This window comes from Pseudomonas sp. Irchel 3F3, assembly GCF_900187545.1.
Taxonomy (GTDB): Bacteria; Pseudomonadota; Gammaproteobacteria; order Pseudomonadales; family Pseudomonadaceae; genus Aquipseudomonas; species Aquipseudomonas fortuita.
This window is the reverse complement of the sequence record NZ_FYDS01000001.1, coordinates 35,432-53,204: the sequence shown is the minus strand read 5'-3', so window position 1 is coordinate 53,204 and position 17,773 is coordinate 35,432. Positions and strand designations below refer to the sequence as shown.

The 17,773-nt window shown below is 63.7% G+C and carries 15 protein-coding genes and 2 pseudogenes; 8 read left to right on the top strand and 9 right to left on the bottom strand.

The window, feature by feature from the left end; genetic code table 11:
- Positions 1-11 precede the first annotated feature (11 nt).
- Positions 12-497 (bottom strand): annotated as a pseudogene (locus CKW35_RS28775) (methyl-accepting chemotaxis protein); the annotation flags it as partial.
- A 798-nt stretch (positions 498-1,295) separates the two neighbouring features.
- Positions 1,296-1,577: pseudogene (locus CKW35_RS28770) on the bottom strand (PAS domain-containing protein); the annotation flags it as partial.
- 458 nt (positions 1,578-2,035) lie between these two features.
- On the opposite strand from CKW35_RS28770, the gene CKW35_RS00220 reads away from it, so the two are divergent.
- The 4 genes from CKW35_RS00220 to CKW35_RS00205 all read left to right on the top strand — a co-directional run bounded on the left by CKW35_RS00220 (position 2,036) and on the right by CKW35_RS00205 (position 5,967).
- Positions 2,036-3,349 (top strand): C4-dicarboxylate transporter DctA, encoded by a 1,314-nt coding sequence (locus CKW35_RS00220; protein ID WP_016485879.1) that lies wholly within the window; start codon positions 2,036-2,038, stop codon positions 3,347-3,349.
- Between the two features lie 44 nt (positions 3,350-3,393).
- Positions 3,394-4,098: a FadR/GntR family transcriptional regulator gene (locus tag CKW35_RS00215; protein WP_016485878.1), complete on the top strand. Its 705-nt coding sequence runs from the start codon at positions 3,394-3,396 to the stop codon at positions 4,096-4,098.
- Positions 4,099-4,114: 16 nt separating this feature from the next.
- Complete coding sequence (locus CKW35_RS00210) at positions 4,115-4,783, top strand: GntR family transcriptional regulator (protein WP_095114682.1); 669 nt, start codon at positions 4,115-4,117, stop codon at positions 4,781-4,783.
- A gap of 122 nt (positions 4,784-4,905) precedes the next feature.
- The gene (locus tag CKW35_RS00205) at positions 4,906-5,967 is read left to right on the top strand and encodes a hypothetical protein (protein WP_016485876.1); all 1,062 of its coding nucleotides are present in this window, start codon (positions 4,906-4,908) and stop codon (positions 5,965-5,967) included.
- A gap of 15 nt (positions 5,968-5,982) precedes the next feature.
- Here the strand turns inward: CKW35_RS00205 and CKW35_RS00200 are convergent, their stop codons facing one another.
- Positions 5,983-6,411 (bottom strand): PACE efflux transporter, encoded by a 429-nt coding sequence (locus CKW35_RS00200; protein ID WP_016485875.1) that lies wholly within the window; start codon positions 6,409-6,411, stop codon positions 5,983-5,985.
- A gap of 99 nt (positions 6,412-6,510) precedes the next feature.
- Here CKW35_RS00200 and CKW35_RS00195 point away from each other — a divergent pair, with 99 nt between their 5' ends.
- Positions 6,511-7,389: a LysR family transcriptional regulator gene (locus CKW35_RS00195; protein WP_095114680.1), complete on the top strand. Its 879-nt coding sequence runs from the start codon at positions 6,511-6,513 to the stop codon at positions 7,387-7,389.
- Positions 7,390-7,531: 142 nt separating this feature from the next.
- Positions 7,532-9,418, top strand: a complete 1,887-nt coding sequence (gene mcpA, locus CKW35_RS00190; RefSeq protein WP_095114678.1) for a methyl-accepting chemotaxis protein McpA — start codon at positions 7,532-7,534, stop codon at positions 9,416-9,418.
- An 84-nt stretch (positions 9,419-9,502) separates the two neighbouring features.
- Here the strand turns inward: mcpA and CKW35_RS00185 are convergent, their stop codons facing one another.
- The gene (locus tag CKW35_RS00185; protein WP_016485872.1) at positions 9,503-9,880 is read right to left on the bottom strand and encodes a RidA family protein; all 378 of its coding nucleotides are present in this window, start codon (positions 9,878-9,880) and stop codon (positions 9,503-9,505) included.
- Positions 9,881-10,176: 296 nt separating this feature from the next.
- Here CKW35_RS00185 and CKW35_RS00180 point away from each other — a divergent pair, with 296 nt between their 5' ends.
- Positions 10,177-10,962 carry a sulfite exporter TauE/SafE family protein gene (locus CKW35_RS00180; protein ID WP_016485871.1) on the top strand — a complete coding sequence of 262 codons (786 nt, stop codon included), beginning with the start codon at positions 10,177-10,179 and terminating at the stop codon, positions 10,960-10,962.
- Positions 10,963-10,965: 3 nt separating this feature from the next.
- On the opposite strand, the gene CKW35_RS00175 is transcribed toward CKW35_RS00180, so the two are convergent.
- The 5 genes from CKW35_RS00175 to CKW35_RS00155 all read right to left on the bottom strand — a co-directional run bounded on the left by CKW35_RS00175 (position 10,966) and on the right by CKW35_RS00155 (position 16,154).
- Positions 10,966-11,505 carry a histidine phosphatase family protein gene (locus CKW35_RS00175; protein ID WP_016485870.1) on the bottom strand — a complete coding sequence of 180 codons (540 nt, stop codon included), beginning with the start codon at positions 11,503-11,505 and terminating at the stop codon, positions 10,966-10,968.
- A gap of 111 nt (positions 11,506-11,616) precedes the next feature.
- Positions 11,617-11,955 (bottom strand): DUF3325 domain-containing protein, encoded by a 339-nt coding sequence (locus CKW35_RS00170; RefSeq protein ID WP_016485869.1) that lies wholly within the window; start codon positions 11,953-11,955, stop codon positions 11,617-11,619.
- Positions 11,952-13,472 (bottom strand): PepSY domain-containing protein, encoded by a 1,521-nt coding sequence (locus tag CKW35_RS00165; protein WP_016485868.1) that lies wholly within the window; start codon positions 13,470-13,472, stop codon positions 11,952-11,954. The genes CKW35_RS00170 and CKW35_RS00165 overlap by 4 nt, the downstream gene beginning before the upstream one ends.
- Positions 13,469-13,756, bottom strand: coding sequence for an iron transporter (locus CKW35_RS00160; RefSeq protein ID WP_095114676.1), 288 nt, complete (start codon positions 13,754-13,756; stop codon positions 13,469-13,471). The genes CKW35_RS00165 and CKW35_RS00160 overlap by 4 nt, the downstream gene beginning before the upstream one ends.
- 157 nt (positions 13,757-13,913) lie before the next feature.
- Positions 13,914-16,154, bottom strand: coding sequence for a TonB-dependent siderophore receptor (locus CKW35_RS00155; RefSeq protein ID WP_016485866.1), 2,241 nt, complete (start codon positions 16,152-16,154; stop codon positions 13,914-13,916).
- Between the two features lie 289 nt (positions 16,155-16,443).
- On the opposite strand from CKW35_RS00155, the gene CKW35_RS00150 reads away from it, so the two are divergent.
- The gene (locus tag CKW35_RS00150) at positions 16,444-17,727 is read left to right on the top strand and encodes an arsenic transporter (protein ID WP_016485865.1); all 1,284 of its coding nucleotides are present in this window, start codon (positions 16,444-16,446) and stop codon (positions 17,725-17,727) included.
- Positions 17,728-17,773: the final 46 nt, after the last annotated feature.

The following is a 17,773-nucleotide window of genomic DNA, read 5'->3' as shown; positions in this document are numbered from 1 at the left end:
AGCATCCTGCCTTAGCGGTTGAAGCGCTCCACCAGGGCGCGCAATCCGGCGCACACCTGTTCCAGTTCGGCGCCGCGCGAGGCGGCGGCGTTGGCGCTGTGAGCGCTATGCTGGGCAATTCCGGCTACGCCGTTGATCTGCCGCGAAACGTCTTCTGCCACCGCCGACTGCTGCTGCGAGGCGGTCGCCATCTGCTGGCTCATGTCACTGATACGCTGCACCGCGTCACGAATGCCATGCAATGCCTGCTGGGCTTCCTGGACCTGAGCAACACCTTGCTCGGCGCCAATGATGCCTTGGCTGGCAATGGCCACGGCCTCCTCGGCGCCAGTGCGCAAGGTGTCGATGATGGCCTGGATGTGCAGTGTTGACTGGCGAGTCTTGTCAGCCAGTGCACGTACCTCGTCGGCAACCACGGCGAAACCACGGCCTTGTTCGCCTGCACGCGCAGCTTCAATGGCTGCGTTGAGGGCCAGCAGGTTGGTCTGTTCGGCAATACCGCGGATCATCCCGGCAGCTTCGGCGATGGCACCGGTCTGACCGGCCAGGTGGCTGACCGCCTGGTTGATCTGGGTTACGGTGCTGGCCAAGGTGCGAATCGCCGCGCCACTGGCATCGGCCACCTGGCTACCCTGTTCGGCCAACTGGTGCGCAGTGCGGGCTTCGGCAGCAGTCAAGTGCACGTGGTTGGCCACTTCACCGATGGAGGCCGCCATCTGGTTCATCGCTGTGGCACTCAGATCGGTTTCTGCGCGCTGCTCCAGCGACGCCGCCTCAGTGCTGCGTGACAACTGCCCGGCATCGTGGGCCGCCACGGCCATTTGCCCGGCCAGGTCGCTCAACCGCGTCAACGCGGTTTTCAGGCGCGCTTCTTCGCTGATCAGCATCAGTTGCAGTTGCCCGGCAGCGCCAGGCAGGTCGCTGTAGGTCAAGGCCGCGACCGGGTCGGCGAACGTACCTTCGGCACCCTCGACCACCTGTTGCATCCGGCGTCCGATGGCGTTGTGCGCCCACAGCCCGTAGGCCAGGAACAACCCCACGGTCAGCCCCTGCCCCACCAGGCCAGGCCACAGCTGGTTGGCGCCCAGCGCCAGCAGCCCGCCGGCCAGTGGCAAGGCCAAGGCCTGCACCAGCATGCTCAGCCGGCGCGGTACCGACAGTGCCGCCTGGCCGGCACGCATCCGCGCATACAGGGCCTCGGCGCGTGCCACCTGCTCACGCGTGGGGCACACCCTTACCGACTCATAGCCCACCACCCGCCCACCTTCGAGGATCGGCGTGACATAGGCGTTGACCCAGTAGTAGTCGCCGTTGCGGCAGCGATTCTTGACGATACCCATCCAGCTCTTGCCAGCCTTCAGGTAGCGCCACATCAGTTCGTACACCGCCGGCGGCATGTCCGGGTGGCGCACCAGGTTGTGCGGGCTGCCGATCAGTTCAGCGTCGCTGTAGCCGCTGATGGCGGCGAATTCGGGGTTGCAATAGGTGATCAGGCTGGCGGTATCGGTAGCGGAAATGAGCCGCTGATCAGAGGGAAAACGTTGCTCGACCGGGGTTACCGGCAAGTTGAGACGCACAGTGAGACTCCATTCATGGGGGGTGCCAGGCGGCTGCTACCGAGCGTTTTGCGGGATAAATAATCCCGCAAACACCTGCTTGGTGACTGCCCAGTCAGGCGCGGATTCTACGAGCCCCAACACATAAAGCAAATAAACCTTACGGATCATGGCGTTATCTATTATTCAAGGCCCTTGGCTGGGCTTGGCAAGCTGATTGCAAAGCCCTTGAGGCGCTGGTCAAGCCCTGCACAATTTCGTACGCGCCACCTGCATGGCGCGCACCGAACTAGAGCCTGGCAAGCCAAAGTGCCCCATAACTGGTCAGACCGGTAAGGCCAAAAACCCTTGCAATGTCGGATTTTTCGCGCTTTTATGGCTTCGCGCTGAACAAACCGGTAAGACCACAATAATTAAGTCCTGCGCTCTTTCGCCCCGTGCGGCTACCGAAGCAAGGACACCGATCAGAGACTCCCCCCATGCTCAAATGGTGCTCGCGTTCGATATTCCTGCAAGTCGTGCTAGGCCTTGCCCTCGGCATCGCCTGCGGTCTCAGTTTTCCCGACCTTTCCCTGCAACTCAAACCCCTCGGCGACGGGTTCATCAAGCTGATCAAGATGCTCATCGGCCTGATCGTGTTCTGTGTGGTGGTGAGCGGCATCTCGGGCGCGGGCGACCTGAAAAAGGTCGGACGCATCGGCCTGAAGTCGGTGATCTACTTTGAAGTGCTGACCACTCTGGCGCTGGTGATCGGTCTGGTGTTCGCTTTCAGCAGTGGCATCGGCAGCGGTGCCAACATCCACCTGGACCAGTTATCCAGCGCCGATGCCAATGGCCTGGCCGAGCGCGGCCAGCACATCCATGGCGCCACGGCGTTCTTCATGGACCTGATCCCCACCTCCGTGGTAGGTGCCTTCGCCGACAACAACATTCTTCAGGTATTGCTGTTCTCGGTGCTGTTCGGTAGTGCACTGAACCTGGTAGGTGACTCGGCCGCCGGTATCTCGCGGCTGATCAACGAGCTGAGCCATGTGATCTTCCGCATCATGGGCATGATCGTACGCCTGGCCCCCATCGGCGTATTCGGCGCCATCGCCTTTACCACCAGCAAGTACGGCCTGGAATCGCTGCAACACCTGGGCGGCTTGGTGGCATTGTTCTACCTGACCTGCGCCGGCTTCGTGCTGATTGTGCTGGGTACGGTGATGCGCCTGTCAGGGCTGAAACTGCTGCCGTTGATCAAGTACCTGCGAGAGGAGCTGACCATCGTCCTTGGTACCGCGTCTTCCGACGCTGTGCTGCCCCAGATCATGCGCAAGCTGGAGCACCTGGGCATTGGCAGTTCCACGGTCGGCCTGGTGATCCCCACCGGCTACTCGTTCAACCTCGACGGTTTCTCCATCTACCTGACCTTGGCCATCGTGTTCATCGCCAACGCGACCGGCACGCCGCTGGAAATGACCGACCTGCTGACCATCCTGCTGGTGTCGCTGGTGACTTCCAAGGGGGCTCATGGCATCCCAGGCTCGGCACTGGTGATCCTCGCCGCCACCCTGACTGCCGTGCCGGCAATCCCGGTGGTAGGCCTGGTGCTGGTGCTGGCGGTGGACTGGTTCATGGGCATCGGCCGGGCGCTGACCAACCTGATTGGCAACTGCGTGGCCACCGTGGCCATCGCCCGCTGGGAAAAGGATATTGACCTGGAACGCGCGCAGAACGTGCTCGACGGCAAGCTCGGCTTTACCCCAACCCCGCGCAAACAGCCCAATACGCACCATCAACAGGAATTTTGACCGAAAGTGGCCGGCGATGACGCCGGCCCTTGCAGGAGCGAACCGTGATCAGCTCATCGACCGTCGTCAACTCAGTGGTGGAAAAACTGCGCCAGGCCCTGGCCCGGGGCCAATGGCGCACCGGCGACATGCTGCCGGGCCAGCGCGAGCTGGCCGAACAGCTGGGCATCAGCCGGCCCAGCCTGCGCGAAGCGGTGACCGTACTGGAAACCTTGGGCCTGGTGCGCTCGCTGCCGGGCAAGGGCGTCCTGGTGCTGGATGCCGACGCCGTCACTCAGGAACAGGGCATGGACACCGGTGCCGCGGCCAGCCTGGCCGATGTGCTGGAGCTGCGCTACACCCTCGAGCCTTTCATCGTCGGGCTGGTGGCGCAGTCGGCCAATAGCCAGGACGTCGGCCAGTTGCGCCTCACCTTGATGGACATGCGTGAAGCGCTGGAGGCCGATGACAGCGAAGCCGGGGTAAAAGCCTACATCGCTTTCCATGAGGCGCTGTTCACCCTGACCACCAACCCGATCTTCCAGAGCGTGGTGCAACAGACCGGTAATGCCTTGAAGCAAAGTGCCGACATGCTGCGCAATTCGCCCGAACACCTGGCAGCACGGCTCAAGGAAAATGAAGCCGTGGTACGCGCCATTCGCGAACGCAACAGTGCCCAGGCCAGCGCCCAAATGCGCCAGCACATTCTGGCCGAAGGCCAACGCATGGGCATCCCGCTGAACATCCCGGACGAACACCCGCGCCCATGACCCCAGGAGAGCGACCATGAATGCCGCCCCCCACCTGCCAGCCCTGCTGGCTGCTGGCGAAACCCGTCTGTCGGCCGAGCAAATCTACCCTCGGCTGTTCGACGCCATTCTCGAACAGCGCCTGCCACCGGGCGCCCTGTTGCCCGAGCAGGCGCTGGGCCATGCCTTTGGCGTCAGCCGCACCGTGATACGCCGTGTGCTTGGGCGCCTGTCCGACCAGCAGGTGGTGGTGCAGCGGCCCAGCCACACCGCGCACCTGGCGGCGCCCGACCCGGACCAGGCGCGCCAGGTACTCAGTGCCAGACGCCTGGCCGAAACCACGCTGATCACCTTGGCCGCCCAACGCGCTCGGCCGGCGCAGGTGCGCCAGCTGCGGCAACTGGTGGAACGCGAACGCCAGCACCATGAAAGCGGCGAACGGTGCGCGGCAATCCGCCTGGGCGGCGAGTTTCACCTCAAACTGGCGCAGGTGGCGGCCAATGCGCCACTGGCGCGGTTTCTCAACGGCCTGGTTCCAATGACCTCGCTAATCATTGCCCGCTACGAATCGCCGTGCTGCGACCACTGCGCCTGGCAAGAACATGCGGCGATCATCGATGCCGTGGAGCAAGGCGATGCCGAGGCGGCGCTTGGGCTGATGCACAAGCACCTGGACCGCCTGGAAGCAAAGCTCGACCTGAACTAGCCGCTCATGCTGACGCGGTCCCTGTAGGACCGCGATGACCGGGCGATGGGCTGCACAGCAACCCCACTCACCCGGCCCTATACTGCGAGAACCACCCCAGCCTCTACCAGGGAGGCGGCCGCGTGAGTTCTCGAATCCTTCTGTTGCTGTGCCTTCTGCTGGCCCTCACCGGTTGCGCGGGCAAGCGCCCACCAGCCCCGCCGCCCCCTGCGGTGCTCACCCCGGCCACCTGGCAACGCATCGATCAGGAACTGATCGACGCCTCGGTCGGCGCAGCCGGCTCGGCCAATGACTATGCACGGCGCTCCATGCGGGTGTGGCGGGAACAGGTACAACAGCGCACCGAAAGTGACTTCATCCCCTGGTTCACCGGCTACTGGACCCAACAGTGGCTGACCCTCAAGGTGGCCTGGTACAAACTCGACAGTGGCACAGGCCGGGAGCCGGCAGAAAAGCGCCTGGCCCTGTACCTGCAGGAGCAATACCACGTGCGGGTGATCGAGCCGGTGGCCGAACAGATCAACCCCGAGGGCATCCGTGACCGGGCCTGCGAGCTGTACCTGCAACTGTTCGGCCAGCAACTGCCAGCCATCATCAGCCGCTACAACGCGCCGCCCGAGCAGCTCAGCCAGCGCCTCAACCGCATCCCCGCCATCGCCCTGGGGCCACCGGATGCCCGCAATGCCAGCCTGTATCAACTGCTACGGGCCAAGCCGCTGGACCAGCAGCCGGCCTGGCAAGCCATGCGCCAGCACCTTCATCAACTGGCCAGCAAGGGCCCCGGGAGAACCGATGTCGGGCTTAATTCGGTGGCCACCCAGGCGAGCGACAAGCTCGGCGCTACCCTGGCCCCACGCGGCATCGCCAGCGCCGTCGCATCAGCAGTCGGCAAAGTGGCGGGAGCGATGATTTCAATCGCCGCGGCCGGCTACGGCATGATGACCCATGACCGCGAACAGCCGCAGATGGTCGAGCAGTTGCGGGTGATCCTCAACGTGGCACTGAACCAGGAATGGCAGGAGTTGATGGAGAACCGCCAGAGCGGGGCAATGGCGGGGGTGTATTACCTGTCGGGGCAGGTTGAGGACAGCTTGCTCGCCAGCGCACCACGGCCAGTTGAACAACCGGTGGAACAGCAGGTAAAGCAGCAGCAAGAACCTTTGATCATCCGCCTGCCGCCTTAGTGGGTACAGGCTGGATCAAGCAGCAGCCATGGCAGAACGTGGCAGCCCAAAGACCCGGTCGAACGCCCAGTTGTAGGCGAAGGTGTAGCACGGCACCAGAATGATGAACGCCATATCGACCAGCAACGCCTCCATCAGCGTCATGTCCAGCCACCAGGCAATCAGCGGGATCAGGTACACCACCAAGGTCAGCTGGAAACCGATGGCATGCGCCACTCGGCGCGCCACGCTGCGCCCGCGCCTGGCCTGGCGGCTCTCCCAGTACTCGAACAGGGTGTTGTAAATCAGGTTCCAGAGCATGGCGATGGTGGTGATCATGACCGCCAGTGGCCCGGTATGCGACGCCTGGGTGTCCGACAGGTAGGCCAGGCCGAGGGTCGACATGCACAGCCCAATCAGCTCATAGAAAGTCACGTAGACCAGTTTGCGTTTTAGTCCCTGCATCGGGATTACTCCAATGACAAAAGCGATGGGCGCGATCATGCGTCATCATGCTTGACAGCAAAAGTCAGCGGCTGTCAGATCTACTGACAGGAGGCTGCCATGAATTTTTCCAGCGACAACATCCAGCTGTTTCTTGCCGTACTCGACCGCGGCTCGTTTTCCGCCGCCGCACGCGCCCTCCAGCGGGTGCCTTCGGCCGTGAGCATGGCCATCGGCAATCTTGAGGCCGAGCTGGGCTACAGCCTGTTCGAGCGCGGCTCACGTGAGGTTCGCCCTACCGCAAAGGCTTTGGCCCTGGAGCCACACGCCAGGCTGATTGCCGAACAACTGGGGCTGCTACAAGTGCATGCCCTGGAGCTGTCCCAGGGGTTGGAAAGCAGCCTGAGCGTGGCCGTTGTGCCAGACATCGACCACCGCCCGTTGCTGGCGGCCATCGCCAGCCTGGGCGAGCGCCACCCGTTGCTGGATATCGCCCTGCTCAGCGCCCCGCAGGAAGAAGCCCTGCACTTGCTGGACAGCGGGCGGGCCGACCTCTGCGTGGCCTTTGCCGGCCTGCAGGTCGATGCCCGCCGAAGCTTCCAGCACATCGGCGTGGAGTCGCTGGTGGCCACGCTGTCGCCCACCCACCCGGCCTTGCGCGAGGGGCGCATTCACTACCTCGAAGACCTGACCCGGGTGCGCCAGATTCTGGTGCGCAGCCGCGACCTGCCGCTGGCTGACCCGCGCCCGCTGATCGGCGCCACACACTGGTCCACCGACAGCTTCGACCTGGCGTTGCAAATGGTGGAAGCCGGCCTGGGCTGGGGCGACCTGCCACTGTCGCGGGTCGCGCCGCGGCTGGCCAACGGGCGCTTGGTACGCCTGGATTTTCGCAATACCCGCAACGAGTTGCAGATGCCGGTACACATTTTGTGGCGCAAACAACAACCGCTGCAGCAGGCCGCACGGCTGTTGATCGAACAGCTGACGAATCAGTGACTGCCGTCTGTCGAAACGCCCAGAAGAAATTACTGTAAGTGCTTCAATCTTTTACCCCTTGAGCCGATATCTCGGTCGACAGGCACCGCATCGCGTCATGAGCGTGCTGCGCCCTCCCCTCATTGGCTCAAGGTCTCGAAACATGAACCTGAAATTTCGCCACAAGATCCTGCTCAGCGCCTGCGGCGTCGTGGTCCTGGCATTTGCCCTGTTCACGCTCTACAACGACTACCTGCAACGCAACACGATCCGCCAGAACATCGAAGCCTCGGTACAGCAATCCGGCGCACTGACTGCCAGCAGCGTGCAAAACTGGATGAGCGGGCGCATCCTGGTGCTGGAAAACCTGGCCCAGGATATCGGCCAGCAAGGCACCGGCGAGACCCTGGCCGGGCTGATCGAGCAGCCTTCCTACACGCGCAATTTCCTGTTCACCTACCTGGGCCAGGCCAACGGTGTGTTCACCCAGCGCCCGGATACCCAGATGCCTGCCGGTTACGACCCTCGCCAGCGCCCGTGGTACGGCGCCGCCGCCAGCGCCGGGCAGACTGTGCTGACAGCCCCCTACCAAGGCGCTGTCGGTGGCCTGATGGTGACCATCGCCACCCCGGTGAAGCGCAAGGGCAATGGTGAACTGATGGGTGTGGTCGGTGGCGACGTGACTTTGGACACGCTGGTCGAGATCATCAACTCGGTCGATTTCGGCGGCATCGGCCACGCCTTCCTGGCCGACGCCAACGGCCAGGTGATTGTCAGCCCCGACAAAGACCAGGTGATGAAGAACCTCAAGGACATCTATCCGGGCAGCAACCTGCGGGTTGCCGCCGGCATGCAGGATGTCATCCTCAACGGCCAGGACCGCATCATTTCCTTCGCCCCGGTGGCCGGCCTGCCGTCGGCACAGTGGTACATCGGCCTGTCCATCAATAAAGACAAGGCTTACGCGGCGCTTAGCCAATTCCGCACCTCGGCGATCATCGCCATGCTCATTGCCGTGGCTGCCATCGCCGGCCTGCTGGGCCTGCTGATCCCGGTGCTGATGCGCCCGCTGACCACCATGGGCCGCGCCATGCGCGACATCGCCGAAGGTGAAGGCGACCTGACCCGCCGCCTGACCGTGCAAAACAAGGACGAATTCGGCGAGCTGGCCACCTCGTTCAACCGCTTTGTCGAACGCATCCATGCCTCCATCAGCGAAGTGTCCTCGGCCACCCGCCTGGTGCATGACCTGTCGGAAAAAGTGGTCAGCGCGTCCAACGCGTCAATCAGCGGTTCTGAAGAACAGAGTATGCGCACCAACAGTGTGGCCGCGGCCATCAACGAACTGGGGGCTGCCACCCAGGAAATCGCCCGTAACGCCGCCGATGCCTCGCAGCATGCCAGCGGCGCCAGCGAGCAGGCCCACGGCGGGCGTGCAGTGGTCGAGGAAGCGATCAGCGCCATGACCGCCCTGTCCCAGCGCATCAGCGAGTCCTGCGCGCAGATCGAAACGCTTAACGCCAGCACCGACGAAATCGGCAAGATCCTCGATGTGATCAAGGGCATCTCGCAGCAGACCAACCTGCTGGCACTGAACGCCGCGATCGAGGCCGCCCGTGCCGGTGAGGCCGGCCGTGGTTTTGCCGTGGTGGCCGACGAAGTGCGCAACCTGGCACACCGCACCCAGGAATCGGCCGAAGAGATCCACCGCATGATCACCAGTCTGCAGGTAGGCTCGCGCGAAGCGGTGCACACCATGAACACCAGCCAGGTTTCGAGCGAGCAGACCGTGCAGGTGGCCAACCAGGCCGGCGAACGCCTGGCCAGCGTGACCCAGCGTATTGGCGAAATCGATGGCATGAACCAGTCGGTGGCGACCGCAACCGAAGAGCAGACTGCCGTGGTCGAGAGCCTCAACCTGGACATCACCCAGATCAACGCCCTGAATCAGCAAGGCGTCGAGAACCTGAACGAGACACTGCTGCACTGCGATCAACTGGCTCAACAGGCTGGCCGCTTGAAGCAGCTGGTAGGCAGCTTCAGGATCTAAGCCCTGTCATAGACGGCAACAGCCACTGCCTGTTGCCGCCTCTTAGAAAACATGGGTTATTGATTTGCCAGGGACTCAGCCCGGTCAGGCTTCGCCGACAAACGCCTGCACTTCAATTTCCACATCCACCCCCAGCGCCAACGCCGAGGCCACAGTCGAACGCACTGGCAGCGCCGCGCCAAAAAACTCCTTGTAGACCTCGTTGAAACCGGCAAAGTGGCTCATGTCCGACAGCCATACCGTGGCCTTGACCACTTGATCGAAGCGCGCGCCGCAGGCCGCCAGGCTTTCGGCGATGCGCTCGCAGGCTGCGCGGGTCTGGGCCTGGATATCACCGCGCACTACTTCACCACTGGCGCTCATCGGCACCTGGCCGGAGAGGAACAGAAACCCCCCGGCCTTCACTGCACGGGAAAACGGAAACGGCAGGCTACTGGGGAAACGCTGGATGTCATTGCTCATGGGATGCTCCTTTCGAGGTTGCTGGAAACGGGCCGGGGAAGGTGGGGGCGCTGCGCCGGCAAGGTGACAGGCCGACCCTCGCCATGCCGCACTGATCGGCTCCGGTCCAAGCCCGGATTATCGCCCGCGAACGGGCGCCAGTTCGACGTTTTTATCTGCAACCCCGGGCAAGCGTTCGCCCGGGGCCTGAACATATGCCGGTTATAACCTAATAACGAACAAGTCTATTTGGCTATAAAAAAATCTATATGCTGGCTGCATCCGATAACGGGCAAAGATGGGCAGTCGAGTAGCGTATGGATGTAGGTTCTTTCGGTTTCACCATTGCGGGCCTGGTCGTGGGTTTCATCGTCGGCATGACCGGCGTCGGTGGCGGCTCGCTGATGACCCCGATCCTGTTGTGGTTTGGCATCAACCCGGCTACGGCCGTTGGTACGGACCTGCTCTATGCAGCCATCACCAAGGCCAGTGGCGTCTGGGTGCATGCGCGCCACAAGAACATCGACTGGAAGATCACCGGGCTGCTCAGCCTGGGCAGCGTGCCCGCCGCAGCACTGACCCTGTGGTTCCTCAGCACCCTGCACACCGACACCTCGGCGCTCAACGCCATCATCAAGCAAGGCCTGGCAGTGGTGCTGATCCTGACCGCGCTGGCCATTCTGTTCAAATCGCGTCTGCAGGCCTTTGCCAGCCGCCATGCCAGTGACCACTATCACCTCAGCGACCGCAGCCTGAACACCCTCACCGTAGTCACCGGCGTGGTGCTGGGGGTTATGGTCACCCTCACCTCCATCGGTGCTGGCGCCCTGGGCACCGTGGCGCTGTTCCTGCTGTACCCGTTTCTGGTCACCCGCCGCCTGGTCGGTACGGAAATCGCTCACGCGGTGCCGCTCACCCTGGTAGCAGGCCTGGGCCACGCGGGCATGGGCAACATGGACTGGTCGCTGTTGGGCTACCTGCTGCTGGGCTCGCTGCCGGGCATCTACCTGGGCAGCCACCTCACCGGACGGATCTCGGACCGCGTACTGCGCCCGTGCCTGGCGGCGATGCTGCTGCTGATCGGCTACAAGCTGGCGTTCTGACCCTCAGCCCAGGCGCAGGCGCCACTGCCCGGTAAAGCTCAACTCGAGGCGCGAAAGCGGCGGCACGTCGACACGCTGGCTAGCCTGCATCGGGCACCCCAACACCTGTACCAACACGGCGCGCATCACCATCGGGTGAGTCACTGCCAGCCACTCACCCGGCGTGTCGAAGGCCGCCAGCCAAGCGGCCACCCGCTGGCATACTCTCGCGAAAGATTCCCCCCCATGCACCGCACTGGCCGGGTCCTGCAGCCACTGCGCCAACGCCTGCGGTTGTTCGGTTTGCAACTGCTTCAGCGGCAAACCCTGCCAACGCCCCAGGTCGCAATCGGCCAATGCCGGCTCGATCTGCACCGGCCCCGACCACCACGCCGCCGTCTCGCAGGCTCGCCGTTCTGGCGCAGTCAGCATTTGCACGCCGGGCACGATGGCGTCGGGCTCTTGGGTCAACGGCAAGATGGCGTCATCTGCACGGTGCAGGCGCCCGGTCTTCTGGGCCTGGGTCAGGGCATGGCAGATCAGGGTCAGGCGGACGGCTTTCACCGGGGCTCTCTCGCAGCAGGCAGGGGCCCATGGTTTAGCATGCTGCGAGGCGTTTGGCTGCAACAATGTCGCCGCCCGCACAAACGCGTATCCCTTGTAGGCGCGCTCAGTTCATAGATAGGTAACCACCTGCGCCAAACCCCACACCGGCAGCGCCCCCACCAATCCCACCGCCAGCCGTGGCCAGTACGGCAGTAACATCACCAGCACCAACCCCGCCAGCGACAACACGCCGAACCAGGCCACCGGCCCCATGGCCCAGCCCCAGGCCTGGGCGCACAGCGTCAGGCTCGCCAGCAACGCCAACCAACCGGCACTGCGCAGGCTGATACTCCAAACGCGCGGGCAGGTGCGATTCCACACCTGTTTGTAATGCCGCTCCAGCCCCTGGCACAGCCCGAGCATACCGGCATAAGCGAACAGCACTGCGCCTGCAATCCACATCATCATGCCTCGGCCTCCTGTTGCCGGCCTGCCCGGGCCTTGCGCTGCACCGGTTGTACTTGCCGCACCCGCCAGGCCACCAGCCCAATCAACACGCCCAGCACCAACGCACAGGCCGCTACGCCCAGGCGCATGGCGTCTTCGAGGCCGCCAAACGCACCCAGGCCGATGCACAGCAATGCCGTCAGCAACAGTTGCTCGGCCCATGCACGGCGTGCCGGCCTGACACCCGCATGCAACAGCGCCAGCAGCCATACACCAAAGAACGCACGTACTTCCCAGCTCTCCCGCTGTAGCAGTTCCACCGGCAACAAGCGGCTGGCCCACAGCAGCCCGACGCATGCCAGTAGCAAACCGCTGATGAAGCCCACGTTGCACACCTCGGCCACCCGGTACCAGCGCCGTGCCGAAGCATCGGCAGTGGCACTGACATACTTGCGCCCGCGCTTTACGCAGAACAGCACCAGGCCGCTGGCGATCATCAGGCAGCTGACCAGCCCGCACACGAAGTACAACCAACGCATCGGGTAGCCGCCAAATTGGGCAAAGTGCAACCCGACCATGACCCGCTGGGTCAAAGGCACCGCGCGCCACTCAGCTACGTCGCTGAGCAGTTGCCCGCTGACGCCATCGAAGACCATGGCCTGCCCCTTGGCCAGGGCAATCCGGTTACCCAGCTCTGGGCGGATTTCAACGCGCGCCGCCGCCGTGTTCGGGTTGCGGATGTTCAAGCCGCCGATCGGCCCCAACCGCGCCTCGGCCTGGGCCAACAGCGGGGCTACATCCACCAGCGCGGCCGGCTGCCTGGCCAGGCCACGGGGCTGTTCCACGCGGGCATTGCCTTGGGCCTGGAAGTAGGCGCGTGCGTCGCCGGCAAAGAGCGCATCGACCCCGGCGGGGATGTAGATGAGCATGAAGATCACCAGGCCGGTGTAGGTGATCATCAGGTGGAACGGCAGCAACAGCACCGCGCTGGCGTTGTGGAAATCCAGCCACGAGCGCTGGCCCTTGTTCGGCCGGAAAGTAAAGAACTCCTTGAAGATCTTCTTGTGGATGACGATGCCGGTCACCAGTGCCGCAAGCATCACCAGCGCCAGCGCACCGACCACGAAAATACCCCAGTTGCGTGGCAGGTCGAGGGTGAAGTGGAAGCGGAAGAAGAAGTTGCCGCCGACACTGTCACGCACCTCGATGGCCTCGCCGGTGCGCGGGTCGAGCTGCACGCCACCGCCGTGGCGGCGCTCGCCGGTAGAAACGCGCAGCCCTGGCGCGCGTTCGCTCGGCAGGCTGATGCCCCAGTTGCCTGCTTCTGGTTCATGGGCCTGCAGGTAGTTGATAGCGCGCCGGGCAGCGTCGGCCTGGGGCACCTGGGTGGCCGGGATTTCCGGCTGCATCCAGTGGTTGAGCTCCTTGTCGAACACCGCCAGGGTGCCGGTGACGAAGATGGCGAACAACAGCCAGCCGAAGATCAGCCCGGCCCAGGTATGCAGCCAGGCCATCGATTGGGTGAAGGTATTCTTCATGTCAGCCGCTCCATTACCTGGGGCCAGAAACCGATCAGGGCAAGGGGCACGGCCAGTGCCAGCGGCGCCCAGGCGCGCAGGGCATCACGGCAGGCGAAGGCCCAGAGGATGGCAACGGTGTAAAAAATGAACGCCGGCAGGGTCGCGACGATGACCGCATCGGCGGCAGATAGCGGCAGGATTCGGGCCAGGCAGGCACTGGCGGCGTAGCTGAGGGCGTAACCGCCGAGCAACGCGGCGGCGCTGCGAGAGAGTAGTTGTAGCCAGGCAGGGGCTTTGATCATCGGAGGGTTCCTTGAGGTCCGGTGATGAGGCCAGGGCTGTGCGCAGCCCAATCGCCGGCAAGCCAGCTCCCACAGGCCCCGCACAGCATCCGAGGGCTGTGCGGTACCTGCTGGAGCGGCCTTGTGTCGCGATCGGGCCGCGAAGCGGCCCCCGCTGTCAGAAGTTGATATTCAGCGCAGCAAACACCGCCCTGCCCGGCTGGTTATACGTGTTGGCCCCCGAACTGCTGGCGTTGCCGCCACGCAGGATCTGCTTGTCGAACACGTTGTTCACGCCCACCCGCACGTCATAGTTGGCGTTGAACTTGTACCCGGCGCTCACATCCACCAGGCCATAGGCCTCGACGTCCTGCTGCGCGGCCTTGTCGTAGTCTTGCTGGGTGCGGTAGTTGTAGGTCGGCGATTTCTGCTTGCCAAAGTAGGTGCCCGCCACCTGGAACGACAGCTGCTCGGTGGCGCGCCAGTCCAGGGTGGTGTTGACGGTATATTCCGGGATCACCGACAGCGGTTCGCCAGTCTCGCGATTGTCGTTGTCGAGCATCCAGGTCAGGTTGGTGTTCCAGTCCAGGGTCGGCGTCAGCTCGATGAAGACGTTGCCTTCGATCCCTTCCACCCGCGCCTTGCCGGCGTTTTCCCACTGGGTCACGCGGCGGCCGCTGTTGATGGCATAGAGCACATCGGTACCGCCGATGATCTTGTTCTTGTAGTCATTGCGGAAGTAGGTGGCGCTGGTACGCCAGGTGCCGCGGTCGTACAGCAGGCCAATCTCCTTGTTGACGCTGATTTCCGGCTTGAGGTCGGCGTTACCCTGCAGGTAGCAACCACCGGAGTTGGTCTGCCCCACACTGCAACCTTGGCCGCGGCTGTAGAGCAGGTAATTGGGGTTGGACTGGTACAGGTTCGGCACCTTGTAGGCGCGAGCAATGCCGCCTTTGACCGACAGCGCCTCGGTGAGCTTGTGCGACAGGTTCAGGCTGGGGCTGAAGTTGTCGCCAAACATCTCGTGATGGTCAAAACGCAAGCCAGGCGTCACCGTCGTGTCGCCGATGACGATATTGTCCTCGACGAACAACGCGTAGCTTCTGGCGGTCATCTTCGATTCGCTGCGGTCGAAACCGCTGATCGCGTCATTGCCCGACCCACTCGGGTCGAAGCTCTGCGGACGGAACGAGCCTTGGTCGTTGAGCGACTCGTACAGGTACTCGCCCCCCAGGGTCAGCACATGCTCGGTGCTGCCCAGGGCGAACGGCAAGTTGACCTCACTGTTCAAGCGCGTGTTACGCAACCGCGACATCGCCGCGCCGCTGTCGTTGATCGCCCCTTCCGGGCCACCGGCCAAACCCTCGTTGAGGCGCCAGTTGCGCACGTATTCGTAGGCCAGTGTGGTCTTGCTGGTACCCCAGGTGAAGTCGCCCAGGTGGGTCAGGTCGTAGGTGCTGCGCTGCATGACGTTGGTTTCGTGGCCATACAGGCTGGAAATCAGTGCGACGTCGCTGCCGCCGTTGCTGTTCATGGTGTCGCCCGCGTAGATATTGCCTTGGCGGCTGTAGCCGGCACTGGCTTCGAAGCGGTGCTCGTCGTTCAACTTCCAGCTGAGCAGGCCGTTGATGTCCTTGTTGCGCACCCCCTCGCGCCCGGCAACCAGTGCGCTGTTGGCGTGGCTGGCGTTGATATCGAGGTCGTCAGCGTCAGTCTTGGCCAAGCCGCCGAACAGCCGGAAACCAAGGTTATCGGTGAGGCCGCCACCGAGGTTGAAGTTGGCGCGCCGGCTGGCACCCTCGGCACCGTCTTCCGGCAACTGGGTGAACAGGCTGACGCTGCCCTTGAGCTCGTCGGTGGGGCGTTTGGTGATGATATTCACCACCCCGCCCATGGCGCCGGAGCCGTAGCGAGCGGCGGCTGGGCCACGCAAGATCTCGATACGCTCGACGGCCTCGGCGGGCACCCAGTTGGTTTCACCCCGGGTATCACGGTCACCGTTCCAGCCATAACGCACAGCGTTGCGGGCGCTGGAGGGCTTGCCGTCGATGAGGATCAGGGTGTTTTCCGGGCCCATGCCGCGCAGGTCGATCTGGCGGTTGTTGCCGCGCGCGCCGCTGGCGCTGTTGCCGGTCAGGTTGACGCCGGGCTCGCGGCGGATGATATCGGACAGGTCATTGGACGGCGGGTGGCGCTTGATGTCGTCGGCGGTGATGATCGACGAACCCAAGGCCTGACGCGCCTCGCGCTCGGCGGTGATCAGGGTGTCCTGAATCACCAGCGCGTTGTCGGCAACCGGCACTTCCAGCACCTCACCCGTACGCTGCTCTTCAGCCTGGGCCGCGGTGGCCACCATGGCCGGTGACGCCAGCGCCACGAACGCCAGGGCCAGGCTGTTGGGTGAAGTTCTGCACTGCATGGGTACATCTCCTGCGATTCATGAGCGAAACGGCACATCCCTGTCGCAAACCGGGAGCCCTCGCCCACCGGCCTCGCAAACACAGTCTGGTGGCCAACAGGGGTGGTAAATATAGGGAATTGCAAATGAGAGTAAATCGTATTTACGAAGTTTACATGTTTGTAACCGAACTTTGCTGAAGCGCGCGGTAGAGCGCCGTATTCCCGCTCACACAGAATCCTGGCCATGCTGCAGTAATTGGCTGCTGCACTGGCTACACTGGCCTTCCTCTAACCCGAGCCATCTGTTCATGCTCCCAGCCACGCTGATTTTCCTGTTCACCCTGACCCTGGTCATCTGGCAACCCAAAGGCCTCGGCGTCGGCTGGAGTGCCACCTTCGGTGCGCTTCTGGCCCTGCTGTGCGGCGTGGTGTCACTGCACGATATCCCCACCGTCTGGGCAATCATCTGGAACGCCACCGCCACCTTCATCGCCCTGATCGTCATCAGCCTGTTGCTGGACGAAGCCGGTTTCTTCGCCTGGACGGCGCTGCATGTGGCGCGTTGGGCCCGAGGCGACGGGCGTCGCCTGTTTGCCTTCATGGTGCTGCTGGGGGCAGCGGTATCCGCGCTGTTCGCCAACGATGGCGCAGCCCTGATCCTCACCCCCATCGTCATGTCGATGCTGCTGGCGCTGCGCTTTTCCCCCACGGCAACCCTGGCCTTCGTGATGGGCGCCGGTTTTATCGCCGACACCGCCAGCCTGCCGCTGGTGGTATCGAACCTGGTCAACATCGTGTCGGCGGACTACTTCGGGCTCGGCTTCAACGCCTACGCCGCCGTGATGGTGCCGGTGAACCTGGTGGCGGTCGCGGCCACGCTGCTGGTGCTGTGGCTGTATTTTCGCCGCGACATCCCGCTGCGGTACGCCACCGACGACCTGCAAGTGCCTGCCCTGGCAGTGCGCGATCGCGCCACGTTCCGTGCGGGTTGGGTGGTACTGGTGGTGTTGCTGGCCGCGCTGTTCGTGCTGGAGCCGCTGGGCATCCCGGTCAGCGCCGTGGCCTCAGCCTGCGCCGCCGTGCTGTTTGCCGTGGCCGCCCGCGGCCACGTGATTTCAACCCGCCGCGTGCTGCGCGAAGCACCGTGGCAGATCGTGGTGTTCTCACTGGGGATGTACCTGGTGGTGTACGGGCTGCGCAATGCCGGCCTGACCGACGCCCTTGCCGGGGTACTGGACTGGCTCGCCGGGCATGGGCTGTGGGCGGCTACGCTGGGCACCGGGCTGATTGCAGCGCTGCTTTCGTCACTGATGAACAACCTGCCCAGTGTGCTGATCGGCGCCTTGTCGATCCATGCCAGCGAAGCTCAGGGCGTGGTGCGCGAGGCGATGATCTACGCCAATGTCATCGGCTGCGACCTGGGGCCGAAGATCACCCCGATCGGCAGCCTGGCCACGTTGCTGTGGCTGCATGTGCTGGCGCGCAAAGGGGTGGTGATCGGCTGGGGGTATTACTTCAAGGTCGGCGTACTGCTGACCGTGCCGGTGCTGCTGGTGACCTTGGCGGCCCTGGCACTTTGGTTGAGTGTTTGAGGTTGCCGAGCAGCTGGCTCCAATCCCTGGAGCACAGCTTCAGCCA

What these genes read in the sequence shown, in the direction of transcription:
- CKW35_RS00180 (WP_016485871.1), top strand. Translation starts at nt 10,177, where the DNA reads ATGGATGTAGGTTCTTTCGGTTTCACCATTGCGGGCCTGGTCGTGGGT.
- CKW35_RS00165 (WP_016485868.1), bottom strand. Translation starts at nt 13,472, where the DNA reads ATGAAGAATACCTTCACCCAATCGATGGCCTGGCTGCATACCTGGGCC.
- CKW35_RS00150 (WP_016485865.1), top strand. Translation starts at nt 16,444, where the DNA reads ATGCTCCCAGCCACGCTGATTTTCCTGTTCACCCTGACCCTGGTCATC.
- CKW35_RS00160 (WP_095114676.1), bottom strand. Translation starts at nt 13,756, where the DNA reads ATGATCAAAGCCCCTGCCTGGCTACAACTACTCTCTCGCAGCGCCGCC.
- CKW35_RS00185 (WP_016485872.1), bottom strand. Translation starts at nt 9,880, where the DNA reads ATGAGCAATGACATCCAGCGTTTCCCCAGTAGCCTGCCGTTTCCGTTT.
- CKW35_RS00200 (WP_016485875.1), bottom strand. Translation starts at nt 6,411, where the DNA reads ATGCAGGGACTAAAACGCAAACTGGTCTACGTGACTTTCTATGAGCTG.
- CKW35_RS00210 (WP_095114682.1), top strand. Translation starts at nt 4,115, where the DNA reads ATGAATGCCGCCCCCCACCTGCCAGCCCTGCTGGCTGCTGGCGAAACC.
- CKW35_RS00220 (WP_016485879.1), top strand. Translation starts at nt 2,036, where the DNA reads ATGCTCAAATGGTGCTCGCGTTCGATATTCCTGCAAGTCGTGCTAGGC.
- CKW35_RS00170 (WP_016485869.1), bottom strand. Translation starts at nt 11,955, where the DNA reads ATGATGATGTGGATTGCAGGCGCAGTGCTGTTCGCTTATGCCGGTATG.
- CKW35_RS00155 (WP_016485866.1), bottom strand. Translation starts at nt 16,154, where the DNA reads ATGCAGTGCAGAACTTCACCCAACAGCCTGGCCCTGGCGTTCGTGGCG.
- CKW35_RS00195 (WP_095114680.1), top strand. Translation starts at nt 6,511, where the DNA reads ATGAATTTTTCCAGCGACAACATCCAGCTGTTTCTTGCCGTACTCGAC.
- mcpA (WP_095114678.1), top strand. Translation starts at nt 7,532, where the DNA reads ATGAACCTGAAATTTCGCCACAAGATCCTGCTCAGCGCCTGCGGCGTC.